The organism is Brachybacterium paraconglomeratum, from assembly GCF_003994255.1.
Classification (GTDB): Bacteria; Actinomycetota; Actinomycetes; order Actinomycetales; family Dermabacteraceae; genus Brachybacterium; species Brachybacterium conglomeratum.
Genome location: NZ_ML133854.1, coordinates 239,768 through 252,823 on the forward strand (window position 1 = coordinate 239,768; position 13,056 = coordinate 252,823).

Consider the following 13,056-nt stretch of genomic DNA (forward strand, 5'->3'; position numbering starts at 1 on the left):
GACCGTCAGCCCGCGAGCGGGCAGGGCTCGAGCACGTCCAGCGCGATCCGCGCCGCCTCATCGGGGGAGGAGGCCTCGTGCATCACCGGATCGGAATCGCCTGCGACACCCACCAGCCAGGACGCCCCGTCCTCCTCGTCGAGCCGGGCCACGATCACCGCACCGCGCTCCACGCGCGGGATCCGCAGCAGCGGACGCTCCGGGTCCAGGTGCAGGACGCCGTCGAGCTCGGGACGCTCCGCGAGGAGGGCGCGGCGGATCTGCTCGCGCTCGAGCCAGTCGCCGAAGGCGACCGCGAGGGCACGGGTGAACTGCATGGAGGGTCCTTCCTCGGAAGCCAGGATCCGCTCGGGCGCTCAGGGCCCGACGGGGAACAGCTCGACCGCCCCGGAATGCGGTCTCACGGCAATTGTTGGACAGCGGTCCGACAAATGGGAGTGACCGAGGCGTACTTCTCACAGGAATCCGACGGTCTGAGACACGTCTCACGTGCCCCGGGGTCAGCCTCGGGGCTCAGCAGGCGATGTCGCCCTCGACGAGCCCCTTGAAGCGGCTGCGGTGGAACACCATCGCCTCGGCGGCCGGTGAGCTGTCGATCGCGAGGACCTCGAGCAGTGCGAGGTCGTGGTCGCCCGCGCGCACCTCGTCGTGGACCCGCACCGTCATCCAGGCGGGAGCGCCCTGCAGCACCAGCGCGCCGTGCTCGTCGGCCTCCACGTCCAGGCCCTCGAAGCGGCGCTCCCGGTCCGGACCTGCGAGCTGGCGGGTCACGCCGCGCTGGCGATCGCCGAGCACCGTGACCCCGAGATGTCCGTGCTCGCGCAGCAGCGGCCAGGTGCGCGAGCTGTGCTGCACCGCGACGGAGACCAGGGGCGGCTCGAGGGAGACCCCGACCGTGAAGGTCGAGGCGACGAGTCCGTGGCGCACGCCGTCGATCTCGGCGGCGACCAGCACCACTCCCTGCGGGAAGTGGGAGAAGGCCTCACGGAGCGCGGAATCGGTCAGCATGCTCCTGACTCTAGGACGCGTGCCGCGCCCGCGCACGGCCGGGCCCACGTCCTGGGACCCGACCGTCATGCGGCGTCATAGTGGCAGGTCAGCGAGATGGGTCAGCCCTCCGTCGTCGCCTCGCCCATCGCGCTGATCTGGAAGCTCGCCCCCTCGGGATCCGCGATCGTCGTGATCCGTCCGAAGGGCGAGTCGAACGGGCCGTCGAGCACGCTCCCGCCGAGCTCCTGCACCTTCGCGAGCGCCTGCTCGGTGCTCTCGACGCCGAAGTAGACGCGCCAGCCCATGGCCTCCTCGGGCATCATCCCCGCCGCATCGCAGAGGCCCCAGCTCGCGCTCTCGCCGGAGCCGTTGGTCGCGTAGCGGAAGTCGTCCCCGCCCTCGTCCATCCCCTCGCCCATCGGCACCAGCTCGGCGTCGAACACAGCGGTGTAGAAGGCGGCGGCGTCGTCGTAGCGGTGGGTCATCAGCTCGAACCAGACGGGGGAGCCGGGCCGCCCGGTGAACTCGTAGCCCTCGAGCTGCTTCGGCTGCCACATCCCGATGGGGGCGCCGACGGAGTCGAGGACCACGGCCATGCGGCCGGAGTCGCCGATGTCATCGGCGGGGACGACGACGCCGCCGCCCGCCTCGCGGGCCCTGGCGACGCGGGCGTCGACGTCGTCGACGGTGAGGTAGACGCCCCACTCGGACGGCAGGGGGCTGCCCTCGGGGCAGGTCATCCCCGCCACGGACATCGCGCCGCCGACGAGCTTCCCGTCGTTGCGGAGGATCCGGTAGCCGCCGAACTCCTCGCCGAGGCCCTCGACCTCCCAGCCGAACAGACCGGCGTAGAAGGGCATCACGGCGGAGACGTCCTGCGCGGAGAGATCGAGCCAGGTGGTGGTGCCGGTGCTGCGGGTCATGGTTCCTCCTGTGTTCGTGGTCCTTGCGGCGGCCGCGGCCGGTCCGGCCGGGGCTCCCACGCTAGGGCGGGGGCGGGGCGGAGGTGCGTCCGATCATGCGCAGTCCGCGCCGCCGCGGCGCCGCGGGATCAGGCGGGGCGCAGCGCCGGCAGCGCGGAGAGCATCGGCACGCTCCCGCCCGCCGCGGAGGTCCCGAAGCTGAGCGTCACCTCCCCGGGACCGGTCAGCGGCGCAGGGTGCGCCGCGACCATCGGCGCCCGTGGTGCGAGCAGGTCCAGCGGATCGGCGTGCGGCGGCACCGCGAAGGCGAGCAGGAACGGGGCGCCCGCGCACAGGGGGAGGTCGACGTGGTCGACGCCCGTGACGAGCACGCCCGAGGACGGCAGGCCGATCGGTGCGGGCTGCGGGTACCAGCCCACCCAGATCGAGGGATCGCCGCGACGGTCCGTGCCCTCGGGGAGGTCCAGCACCGCCCGCACGGCCCGCTCGCCCAGCGGGTGCGGGCGCAGCATCGTGAAGGGGCGCGGCGGAGCATCGGCGACGGTCTGCGCGAGGCGACGCAGCTGCCCCGGGGTGACGCCGACGGTGCTGCGGAAGCGGCGGCCGAAGCTCGACAGGGAGTCGAAGCCCACCTCGCAGGCCACGTCGATGACCGCGGCGTCGTCCGCCAGCAGCAGCTCCTTCGCCCGTCCGACGCGCAGGGCGATCAGGTACTGGCCGGGGCCGATCCCGAGCTGCGCGCTGAACAGGCGCGAGAAGTGGAAGGGGCTGTAGCCGGCCGCATCGGCGAGATCGGCGACCTGCAGCGAGGGCGCCCGATCCCGGGCGAGGTCCACCACGGAGGCCAGCGCGGTCTCCGGCAGGGGCGTCGTGAGCGGCGTCACACGCGACAGTCTAGGGCGGCGGCCCGTCGGACGGCCTGGCCGACGGGAGCTCGTCCATCGGGCCGGCCGCGACGCGGCGGGTCGGGGAAGCGGCGACCTCGGCGGCCAGGCATGCGGCGACCCCGCCGACCGGGACGGGTCGACGGGGTCGCAGGGAGGGGACTCGCCGAGCGGCGGACCGGAGGTGCCGGGATCAGCTCTCGGGGTCGGCGACCTCGGCCGGCTTCGAGTTGCGCAGGAAGAACGCCGCGACGAGGCCCAGCGCGGCGATCCCTGCGGAGACGTCGAACGCGACGTTGACGCCGTGGATCTGGCCCTCGACCCCGTGCTCGGCCGGGTCCAGCGCGGCGACCGTCATCACGGTGACCAGCACGGCGGTGCCGACCGAGGCGGCGATCTGGCGCAGGGTGTTGTTCACAGCGGCGCCGTGCGGGATGAGGGGCTGTGGCAGCTGGTTCAGCGCCGCTGTGGTGACCGGCATGATCACCATCGCGGTGCCCAGCATCCGCACCGAGTTGACGATCGCGATGTAGGCGAAGGAGGTCTCCGGGGTGAGCCGCGCCAGCAGCAGGCTCATCGACGCCAGCAGCGCGAAGCCGACGATCGCGAGCACCCGGGCGCCGAAGCGGTCGAAGATCCGGCCCGTCACCGGGGACATGACGCCCATGATGACCGCGCCCGGCAGCAGCACCATCCCCGACTCCATTGCGGAGAAGTCGCTCATGTTCTGCATGAACAGCGGGATCATCAGCATGCCGCCGATCATCGCCATGAACACCAGCATGCCCAGCACGGTGCCGAGGGTGAACATCGGGTTGCGCAGGATCCGCAGCTGCAGCAGCGGCTCCTCGATCCGCAGCTGGCGCCGCACGAACCACACCAGCGCGACCACGCCGACGGCCAGCGGCGCGATCACCTGCGCGCTCGCCCAGCCGGAGGTGCCCGCCGTGGAGAAGCCGAACAGCAGGCCTCCGAAGCCGAAGGTCGACAGGATCAGGGAGGGCACGTCGAGACGGGGATCCGTCTGCTCGGTGACGTTGCGCAGCGTGAGATGGGCGAAGATCAGCGCGCCGAGCGTGATCGGCAGCATCATCACGAACAGCACCCGCCAGGACCAGTGGTCCACGATGAAGCCCGACAGGGTCGGGCCGATCGCCGGGGCGAAGGAGATCACGAGGCCGAAGGTGCCCATCGCCGTGCCGCGACGGTGGATCGGGAAGATCGCGAAGAGGATCGTCTGCATCAGCGGCATGATCATGCCGCCGCTGGCGGCCTGCACCACGCGGCCCACCAGGAGCACCGCGTACACCGGCGCGACCGCGCAGATGAGCGTGCCCAGCGCAAAGATCCCCATCGCCGCGAAGAACATCGTGCGGGTGGAGAACTTCTGGATCAGGAACGCCGTCGCGGGGATCATGATCCCGTTGACCAGCATGAACAGCGTGGTCACCCACTGGGCTGCATTCGCGGTGATGCCGAAGTCCGCCATGAACGCCGGCAGCGCCGTGTTCAGCAGCGTCTGGTTCAGGATGATGACGAAGGCGCCGGTGAGCAGCACCGCCATCACGATGTTCGGGTTCACCTGCACCGGGGCCGGGCCCCCGGAGCCTGCCGTCCTGCCGTTCGTCTCGCCGCTCACGGCGGGCACCTCTCTCGTCTCGATCGCCACCTGGCCCCTCTCCGCTCGTCCCCGCTCGACGCGGTCGGCGGTCTCGACCGCCTCCAGCACAGTAGGTCGAAAGTTGCACTGAGTGCAAGGTCTGCGGAGGGAGGTGCATGCCTCATCCGGCCGCGCTCATCGCACAATGGAGCGGTGTCCGCCCCCTCCTCCCTCCTCGTGCGCGCCGACGAGTCGATCGCCTCCCTCGCCCCCGGGTACTTCGCCCTCGTGATGGCGAGCGGGATCGTCTCCGTCGGCCTGGGGATGACGGGCTTCGGGGCGGCGGCCCGTGCGCTGCTGGTCCTCGCCCTCGTCGCCGCGGCGGTGCTCGTCGTGCTCTTCGCGCTGCGCGCCCTGCGGCACCGCGCGCGGATGCGTGCCGACGCCCGCAGCCCCGAGCGCGCCTTCGGGTTCTTCACGATCGTGGCCGCCGCGAGCGTGCTCGCCGTCGGCCTCCAGGCCGAGGGGGCCGGCGGCGCGGCCCTCGCCCTGCTGATGCTCGGCGCGGCGATCTGGGCGGTGCTCGGCTACGTGATGCCCTGGCAGGTGCTGATGACCCGCGACGGCGGCCGGATCCTCGAGCGCACCGACGGCAGCTGGTTCGTGTGGTCGGTGGCCTCCCAGTCGCTCGCCGTCGGCCTCTCCGGCGTGCGGCCGCCCGACGGGGACGCCGCGCATCTGCTCGGCGCGCTGACCGTGATGGCCTGGTCGGTGGGGACGATCCTGTACGCGGGGATCGCCGTGCTGGTGATCCTGAGGGTCGTGCACTTCGGGATCACCCCGGAGCAGTTCCAGCCCACCTACTGGGTCTCGATGGGGGCGCTCGCGATCGCCGTCGTCGCCGGCACCGCGATCTACGAGATGCCGCCGGTGCCGATGGTGGAGGCGGCGCGGGGGCTGATCGGTGGGACCGTGGTGATCTTCTGGTGCTTCGCGCTGTGGCAGATCCCGCTGCTGGTCGGCGCCGGGGTGTGGCGCCATCTCGTCCACCGCGTGCCGCTGCGGTACGAGCCGGCGCTGTGGTCGATGGTGTTCCCGCTGGGCATGTTCGCCGTCGCCTCGATGCGGCTGGGGCGGAGCGAGCACCTGCCCCTCGCCGAGGCCGTCGGTGAGGTGGGCCTCGTCGTGGCCGTGCTCGCCTGGGCCGCGGTCGCCGGGGGTCTGGTGCTCGTCCTCGCGCGGGCTCTGGCCGCGTCCCGTCGCTGACGGCTCGCCGTCCCGCCCCTTCACGTCCGCCGCCGCCCTGATGTCGGGCCTGGCGGCGCAGGCGGAGGAGCTCGACGTCTCCGAGGACGAGAAGGAGACGTTCGCCCAGAGGGGACGGGCGCCCGAGGCCGTCTTCTCCTCCACGCTCAGCGAGCCCCTGGACTGGCAGAACACGACCCTCGTCAGCACCGACGCCGCCGAGGCGGTGCGGGCGATGAAGGCGGAGGCGACGAGGCCGCTGGTGCTCAGCGGCAGCCTGAGCCTCGGCCACGCGCTCATGAGGGCCGAGCTCGTGGACCGCTTCCGGGTGGTGCTCTTCCCCGTCATCACCGGCCGCACCGGCCTCGAGCGGATCGGGGAGCAGTTCGAGGACTTCTCCCTCGAGCTGCTCGCCGCACGCACCTTCGAGGGCGGCCTGCAGCTGCTCGAGTACGCGCCGACCCACCTCGAGCGGCCGCCCGGCACCGCCTGGGACCGCGGGGCGGCCGACGGGTCCTGATCCCGCCGGCCGCCGCAGCGGCGCTCCCGCCGGCCGGGGCTGAGCACCCGGACCCGTCGGCCCGCCCTCCTGCGGACCCCGTCCGCCGCCGGAGCGGCGCTCAGCTGAACTGGATGCCGCCGTCGACGAGCATCGTCTGCCCGGTGACGTAGTCCGAGTCGGGACCCGCCAGGTAGGAGACCATCGCCGCGACGTCCTCCGGCACGGAGACCCTGCCCAGGTGGATCGAGCGAGCATTCTCCTCGAGCGCCTCGCCCCTCTGCTGGCCGTGCTTTGCCGCGAGCTTCTCGTCGATCAGGTCCCACATCGCGGTGCCGACGATGCCCGGGCCGTAGGCGTTCACCGTGATGCCGTGCTCGGCCCACTCCATCGCCGCGGCCTGCGTGAGGCCCCGCACCGCCCACTTGGTGGCCGAGTAGGGGCCCAGCAGTGCGAAGGGGCGGAAGGCGACGATCGAGGCGGCGCCGATGATCTTGCCGCCGTGGCCCTGAGCGATCATCTGCCGCGCGGCCTGGCGGTAGGAGTTGAAGACCCCGGTGACGTTGACGTCGAGGATCTTCTGGAAGTCGGCGGCGTCGTAGTCGATGAGCTCCTGAACCTGCGCGATCCCGGCGTTGGCGACGAACACGTCCAGGTGCCCGCCCGCCTCGACGGCGGTCTCGACCAGCGCCTGCACCGAGGCCTCCTCGGTGACGTCGGTCTCGGCGGCGGTGGCGGCGCCACCTGCGGAGGTGATCGCCTCGACGGTGGAGGCGACGCCCTCCTGCATCGAGGGCAGGTCGGCGACGATCACGTGCAGGCCGTCGCGGCCCAGGCGCTGGGCGATGGCCTCGCCGATGCCGCGGGCCGCGCCGGTGACGACGGCGACCCTCTGCCCCTCCGGCGCCTTCTCCCGGGCGGCCTCGACGGTCGAGCGGTCGTTCGCGGTGGTGCTTATGGTGACTCCTCCTCGAGTTCCGGCGGCGCGTCCGTCGGGCCGCCGCGGCCAGGAGACCAACGCGCGTGTGACCCAGGCAACATCTCCTCTCGTCCCGTGAGAAGCGCGGGACGCGCCCCGGCAGATCGATGCGCGGGCGCCCGAGGGGCGACGGCACGGAGCCGTCGGCAGGACGACGCGGCGGGGGCGCCCACCGCTCGGTGGACGCCCCCGCATCGGCCCGTCGTGGTGACGGGCGTCCCTGCCCGGGAGGCAGGAGGAGCCGCTCCGCCGGCAGCTCCCGCCGCCGTCAGTCGACGGTGATCTCGCCCATCGGCCCCCAGCCGTCGCTGTCGATCTGGTGGGAGATGATCTGCGGCGTCGCCGTGAGGTACTGCGGGAACTCCTCCTGCATCTTCTTGAAGTGCGGGGAGTCCACGTGCGGGCCGGCGCCCTCGTCGGTGAACGCCTCGATGAGCACGTAGGTGCTGGGCTCCTTGACGCTGCGCGACCACTCGAACCACAGGTTGCCCGGCTCGGCGAGCGTGCTCTCGGTGAACTCGCTCGCGATCTCGGGCCAGCGGTCGGCGAACTCGGGCTTCACAGGGAACTTCACGTTGATGAGGATCATCGTCGGGTCCTTTCTGAGAGGTGACGGGACCAGCCTGCCGTATCCGGCACGCGCGGGGAACCTCGATTCTCGCAGGGCAAGAAGCAGGGCTCGGGCACAATGGTCGCCGGAAGGAGGACGACGATGACCTCGAACGACACAGGCCGAGCGGCCCAGGACCAGGGCGGCCAGGTCGCCCGGGCGATCGCGGTGCTGGAAGCGGTGGCGGAGCACGGCAGCAGCACCGCGCGCAGGATCTCCGAGGCGACCTCGATCCCGCTGCCCACGGTGTATCGGATCGCGCAGGAGCTGATCCGCTCCGAGTACCTCGTGCACCTGCGCACGGAGAAGCGCTTCGCACTGGGCTACAAGCTGCACCGCCTGGCCGTCGGCCTCCATGACGATCTCGGCATCCCGCGCTCCGTGCGCGAGGAGGTCCACGCCATGCATCGTGACCTGGGCATGTCCGCCTATCTCGCGATCCACCGCGGCACCGACTTCGTCGTCGTGCACGTCTCCGACTCGCCGCAAGCTCCGCGGCTGTCCCCGCTCGGCTTCGGCTTCCACGAGAGCCCGCACGCGACCGCCTTCGGGAAGGCGGGGCTCGCCTCCCTCGCTCCCGAGGAGCAGGAGGAGTACCTGGCAGGGCCCCTGCGTGCCCACACCGACCGCACCCTCGTAGACCCGGGGGAGCTGCGCCGCCAGCTCGCCGAGATCGCCGAGCGCGGCATCGCCTGGGAGCACCAGGAGTTCGTGCCCGGCTCCAGCTGCCTCGCCGCGACGATCAAGGCCGACGACGGGATGCTGCTGGGCACCGTCGCGGTCTCCGCGCCGGTCGCCGCCTACGAGGGGCGTCTCCGCCATGTCGAGGACCGGGTGCGGGCCTGCGCCTCCCGCGCCGGGCGCGCCTATCGTCTGGGCGCGCAGGCCCACTGACCGCGGCACCCGTCGGCGTTCTCGCCCGGTGATAACGGCGCTGTGCGCTCGCCGCAGCCCCTGCCTATCGTGTGGCTCAGGTCACTGACGAGGATGCAGTGGGAAGGAGACGCCATGAGCGCACCGGACGGCGACGAGGCCGTGAACGAGATCGAAGGAACCGACGAGGCGGAGGCGACGCTCACCGCCCTGATCAAGGCCGCGTTCCCGCACGAGCGCGTGCCGGAGACGGCCTACCGGCGGGCCGCGGACACCGTCCGCTGCGCCGCGGAGGAGAGCGCGTGGATGCGGGTCAAGCTCGCCCACGGCCTCGACTCCCTCGAGGCCCTCGCGGACGGCCGCTTCGCCGAGCTGAGCCCCGAGGAGGCGCTGCCGCTGCTGCTGCGCATCCAGCACACGACCTTCTTCGGCTTCGTGCGGCAGACCGTCGTGGTCAGCCTCTACGAGGACGAGGAGGTCTGGGAGGTGATCGGCTACGAGGGACCGTCCTTCGAGAAGGGCGGCTACCTCCACCGCGGATTCGACGATCTGGACTGGCTGCCGGATCCGCGGATCGAGGAGTACGACGGGGAGCCGCTGGTGGAGGTCGTCTCCGATCTCCCCCGCGGGGCGACCACGAAGAGCGTCCGGGGCGCCGCCGTCCCGGCAGGACAGAGCAGGGCACGCGCCGGACGCACCGGCCGCGGGACGAAGGGGCAGCAGGCATGAGCAGCATCGACCACTCCATCGAGGCCGTCGTCATCATCGGGTCGGGCGCCGGCGGCGGCACCCTCGCCTACGAGCTGACCAAGGCGGGCATCGAGTGCGTGCTGCTCGAGGCCGGCCCGTACCTGCGCGGCGAGGACTACATGAACCTCGAATGGGCCGCCTTCGACCAGATGGCGTGGGCCGACACCCGCACCACCTCCGGCAGCTGGCGCATCGCGAAGGACTTCCCGAACCTGCCGGCCTGGATCGTCAAGGCCGTCGGCGGCACCACCACCCACTGGTCCGGGGCGACCCCGCGCTTCAAGCCGCACGAGTTCCGCACTCGCAGCACCTACGGCCGAATCGACGGCGCGAGCCTGATGGACTGGCCGCTGACCTACGAGGAGCTCGAGCCGTACTACACCCGCGCCGAGGACGCGATCGGCTCCACCCACCGCGGAGGCCGACCGCCTCTGCCGGCGAACAACAACTACAAGGTCCTCGCCGCCGGCGCCGAGAAGCTCGGCTACCGCCACTACGCCACCGGCCCCTACGGCACCAACGCCGAGCCCTATGACGGCCGTCCCGCCTCGGTCCAGGACGGCTTCAATTTCCAGGGCGACAAGAGCGGCGCGAAGTGGTCGACGATGGTGCGCGAGATCCCTCGCGCCCTCGCCACGGGGAAGCTCGACCTGCGCCCGGACTCGCACGTCGCGCAGATCCTGCACGACCGGACGGGACGGGTCGACGCGGTGCTCTACCTCGACGCCGAGGGGAACCTGCACCGCCAGGCCGCGAAGCTCGTGTGCGTCGCCGGCAACGCGATCGAGACGCCGCGCCTGCTGCACCTGAGCTCCTCGTCGCTGTTCCCCGACGGGCTCGCGAACTCCTCCGGCCTCGTGGGCCGCAACTACATGCGCCACATGACCGGCAGCGTGTACGCGCAGTTCGACAAGCCGGTGCACATGTACCGCGGCGAGACCATGGCCGGGAACATCAGCGACGAGTCCGTGCACGATCCCTCGCGCGGCTTCGCCGGCGGCTACTACATCCAGACGATCTCGCTGGGCCCTGCCTTCATGGCGAGCTTCGTCGAGCCTGGCGCCTGGGGGCCGAGCTTCACCCGGCTGGTGGACGCCTACGAGAACACCGCCGGCTGCTGGCTGGTGGGGGAGGACATGCCCCAGGAGTCCAACGCCGTCACGCTCGACGCCACCGTCACGGACCAGCACGGACTGCCGGTTGCGAGCGTCCACTTCGACGACCACCCCAACGACCTCGCCATGCGCGAGCACGCCTACGGCAGGGCCGAGGCGCTGTACGAGGCCGTCGGCGCGGTGGACACGCACCGCACCCCGCCGTACCCCTCGACCCACAACCTGGGCACGTGCCGCATGAGCGAGCGGCCGGAGGACGGGGTCGTGGACCGCTTCGGTCGGGCGCACGACGTGCCGAACCTGTTCGTCTCGGACGGCTCGCAGTTCACCACCGGCGCCGCGGCGAACCCGACGCTGACGATCGTGGCGCTCGCGATCCGTCAGGCCGAGCACATCGCCGAGTCGCTCCGCGCCGGCACCGTCTGATCCGGAGCGGGCCGGGTCCGGGCGGGGCAGCCCCGCCGGGCCCCTTCAGGAATCGAGAGGCAGATCTCGACCGGTATCGAGAAGAGATACCGGTCGAGATCTGCCTCTCGTTGTGCGTGTCGATGCCGGACCGGCGATCGCCCGACCCTGCGCGAGGGTCACACGTTGATGGTGACGTCCCCTGACTCGCGCAGCTTCCCGGCGATCTCGGTGGCGGCCTCGTTCTGCTGCTGCATGGTGGCCTGCTGGGCGAGCTGGTCCTTCATCTCCTCGAAGGAGGGGACCTCCTCGGCGGAGCCGCCGGCGGCGGACTGCTGCTCGACCAACGCGTCGTACTGGGCCTTCAGCTCCTCGTCGCTCGGCTCGGCGATGTCGGCCTCCTGCTCGATGTAGGTCGTGATCGCGAACTGCGAGGCGGCGTCCTGGCGGACCTGCTCCGCGGAGATGCCCTGCTGCTCGAGGGCGCTGACCACCTCGTCCCCCGAGCCCAGACCGCTCTGCTTCGCGATCTCGTCGAGGGTGGTGTCGATGTCCTTGTCGCTGGCCTTGATGCCCGCGTCCTCGGCCCCCTGGCGCAGCAGCTCGTTGTTCACGAGCTGCTCGGCGACCTGGGTCTTCAGCTGCTCCTCGTCGGGCGCCTGCCCGCCGGCCTGCTGCTGCATCGCCATCTGCTGGTACTGGGACTGGTAGGTCTGGACGAAGTCGTCCTTGGTGATCTCCGTGCCGTTGACGGTCGCGACGACCTCGGGCACGTCGGAGACATCGGCCTCCTGGGCCTGCGGGTCGCCGGCCGCGCCGCCGCCGTCGGACGCGCCCGGAGCCGCCTGGCCGCCGCCGTCGGAGGCGGCCGGTGCCGCCTGGCCGCCGCCGTCGGACGCCTGCGAGGGATCGTCCTGCCCGCCGCTGCACGCGGCGGTCAGACCGAGCGCGGCGGTGAGCGTGAGCGCGGCGAGGGTGCGCCGCAGGGCTGAGGTGCTTCGGACCTTCACTGTGCCTCCTGGGATCGTTGGCCCGGGCGACGGTACGCCCCGAACCCTGGTGCCGCGTTCCGGAACCGCCCAGGAAGCCGGTCACAGCGCCGACGGCGTGGGACGAATCACGAAATGGTAACGGTGTGAGTCGTGTGCGAGGTGCTGTGCCCCGGGGGAGCGCGCTGTCCGACGGTCGGGGCACGAGGACGCGCTCCCGCTGCGCGGTGCGCCGACACGGGACAAGCCCGCCCGTCGCCGGGCGCCGCGCGACGCGACAGTGGCCCGGACGCCTCTCGGCGTCCGGGCCCCTGCGGGCGGGTCATCACTCGAGGTGCTCGAGTGCGTAGACCGTCATCGCGTCGCGGACGTGCTCGGCGAAGGGCCGGCCGTCGACCGTGAAGGTCGCCCCGAAGCGGGGATCGGCGACGTACATGTCGCCGATGCCGACGAAGGCCTCGGCACCGGGCCGCTTCCCGCCCCATCCCGCGCTGATCCAGGTGTACAACCGGGCCGTCAGCGCTTGGACTTCCTCGTGCTCCGCGGGCAGCTCGCGCGCCGAGGTGTCGGCGAAGCCTGCCACCAGGGCGTCGACCTCCTCGCGGAAGCCCTCCTTCTCCGTGTCGCTCAGCGAGCGCCACCACCGGTCGGAATCGGCGTAGGCCTGCTCGCCCCACCTCTCCTCGACCTCCTCGCGGTGCTGCGTGTGGTCGAATCCGTCGAACATCGTGTCCGTCATGAGCTCTCCTCCTGTCTCGAGAATCCGGATCGTGGACTGCACCGAGGCGACGATGCGGGACAGGCGCTCCTGCTCCCGCTCGAGCTGCGCGGCATGCGCCCGCAGCGCGGAGACCGTCTCGACCTGCTCGTCGAGCACGCGGCCGATCTCGGGAAGCCCGAGCCCCAGCTCGCGCAGGACGAGGATCCGCTGCAGACGCAGCAGGGCCGCGCCGTCGTAGAACCTCTGCCCGCCGTGACCGGTGCGGCTCGGGGTGAGCAGCCCCACCTGCTGGTAGTGGCGCAGGGTGCGGCTGGTGACGCCGGTGCTGCGGACGATCTCCTGGATCGACCACTCCCGGGCCGGGTGCCGTGGCGACTCCATGGCTCCTCCTCTCGACGGTCTCCTTCGGTGCGATGACGATCATTCCCCTTGACGTCGCGTCAAGCGCAAGGGGGCGGAAGAAGAATCTTCGC

The 13,056-nt window shown here is 71.8% G+C and carries 14 protein-coding genes; 5 read left to right on the forward strand and 9 right to left on the reverse strand.

Annotated features, from left to right (window positions below):
* Positions 1-5 precede the first annotated feature (5 nt).
* From DS079_RS08605 to DS079_RS08625, 5 genes are all read right to left on the reverse strand, one after another.
* Positions 6-317 (reverse strand): hypothetical protein, encoded by a 312-nt coding sequence (locus tag DS079_RS08605; protein ID WP_126986570.1) that lies wholly within the window; start codon positions 315-317, stop codon positions 6-8.
* A gap of 196 nt (positions 318-513) precedes the next feature.
* A complete protein-coding gene (locus DS079_RS08610; protein WP_053918553.1) occupies positions 514-1,008 on the reverse strand; it encodes a flavin reductase family protein in 495 nt (164 codons plus the stop codon).
* 101 nt (positions 1,009-1,109) lie between these two features.
* Positions 1,110-1,913, reverse strand: a complete 804-nt coding sequence (locus DS079_RS08615; protein ID WP_126986572.1) for a VOC family protein — start codon at positions 1,911-1,913, stop codon at positions 1,110-1,112.
* Positions 1,914-2,041: 128 nt separating this feature from the next.
* Positions 2,042-2,797: a helix-turn-helix transcriptional regulator gene (locus DS079_RS08620; protein ID WP_126986574.1), complete on the reverse strand. Its 756-nt coding sequence runs from the start codon at positions 2,795-2,797 to the stop codon at positions 2,042-2,044.
* A gap of 193 nt (positions 2,798-2,990) precedes the next feature.
* Positions 2,991-4,436, reverse strand: a complete 1,446-nt coding sequence (locus DS079_RS08625) for an MDR family MFS transporter (RefSeq protein WP_241237598.1) — start codon at positions 4,434-4,436, stop codon at positions 2,991-2,993.
* A 174-nt stretch (positions 4,437-4,610) separates the two neighbouring features.
* Between DS079_RS08625 and DS079_RS08630 the strand changes: the two genes are divergently transcribed.
* Both DS079_RS08630 and DS079_RS08635 read left to right on the forward strand, forming a co-directional pair.
* Positions 4,611-5,663 carry a tellurite resistance/C4-dicarboxylate transporter family protein gene (locus DS079_RS08630; protein WP_164736163.1) on the forward strand — a complete coding sequence of 351 codons (1,053 nt, stop codon included), beginning with the start codon at positions 4,611-4,613 and terminating at the stop codon, positions 5,661-5,663.
* 40 nt (positions 5,664-5,703) lie between these two features.
* Positions 5,704-6,162 carry a dihydrofolate reductase family protein gene (locus DS079_RS08635; RefSeq protein WP_126986578.1) on the forward strand — a complete coding sequence of 153 codons (459 nt, stop codon included), beginning with the start codon at positions 5,704-5,706 and terminating at the stop codon, positions 6,160-6,162.
* A gap of 100 nt (positions 6,163-6,262) precedes the next feature.
* Here DS079_RS08635 and DS079_RS08640 read toward each other — a convergent pair whose 3' ends face one another.
* Both DS079_RS08640 and DS079_RS08645 read right to left on the reverse strand, forming a co-directional pair.
* A complete protein-coding gene (locus tag DS079_RS08640; protein WP_241237599.1) occupies positions 6,263-7,159 on the reverse strand; it encodes an SDR family NAD(P)-dependent oxidoreductase in 897 nt (298 codons plus the stop codon).
* A gap of 229 nt (positions 7,160-7,388) precedes the next feature.
* A complete protein-coding gene (locus DS079_RS08645; protein ID WP_010550199.1) occupies positions 7,389-7,709 on the reverse strand; it encodes a putative quinol monooxygenase in 321 nt (106 codons plus the stop codon).
* A gap of 123 nt (positions 7,710-7,832) precedes the next feature.
* Between DS079_RS08645 and DS079_RS08650 the strand changes: the two genes are divergently transcribed.
* From DS079_RS08650 to DS079_RS08660, 3 genes are all read left to right on the forward strand, one after another.
* The gene (locus DS079_RS08650) at positions 7,833-8,624 is read left to right on the forward strand and encodes an IclR family transcriptional regulator (protein ID WP_126986580.1); all 792 of its coding nucleotides are present in this window, start codon (positions 7,833-7,835) and stop codon (positions 8,622-8,624) included.
* Between the two features lie 114 nt (positions 8,625-8,738).
* Positions 8,739-9,332 (forward strand): hypothetical protein, encoded by a 594-nt coding sequence (locus DS079_RS08655; RefSeq protein WP_126986582.1) that lies wholly within the window; start codon positions 8,739-8,741, stop codon positions 9,330-9,332.
* Positions 9,329-10,894, forward strand: coding sequence for a GMC family oxidoreductase (locus DS079_RS08660; RefSeq protein WP_126986584.1), 1,566 nt, complete (start codon positions 9,329-9,331; stop codon positions 10,892-10,894). The genes DS079_RS08655 and DS079_RS08660 overlap by 4 nt, the downstream gene beginning before the upstream one ends.
* A gap of 158 nt (positions 10,895-11,052) precedes the next feature.
* Here the strand turns inward: DS079_RS08660 and rdfA are convergent, their stop codons facing one another.
* Positions 11,053-11,883: a rod-determining factor RdfA gene (gene rdfA, locus DS079_RS08665; RefSeq protein ID WP_126986586.1), complete on the reverse strand. Its 831-nt coding sequence runs from the start codon at positions 11,881-11,883 to the stop codon at positions 11,053-11,055.
* Between the two features lie 304 nt (positions 11,884-12,187).
* Positions 12,188-12,964: a MerR family transcriptional regulator gene (locus tag DS079_RS08670; protein WP_126986588.1), complete on the reverse strand. Its 777-nt coding sequence runs from the start codon at positions 12,962-12,964 to the stop codon at positions 12,188-12,190.
* Positions 12,965-13,056 lie beyond the last annotated feature (92 nt).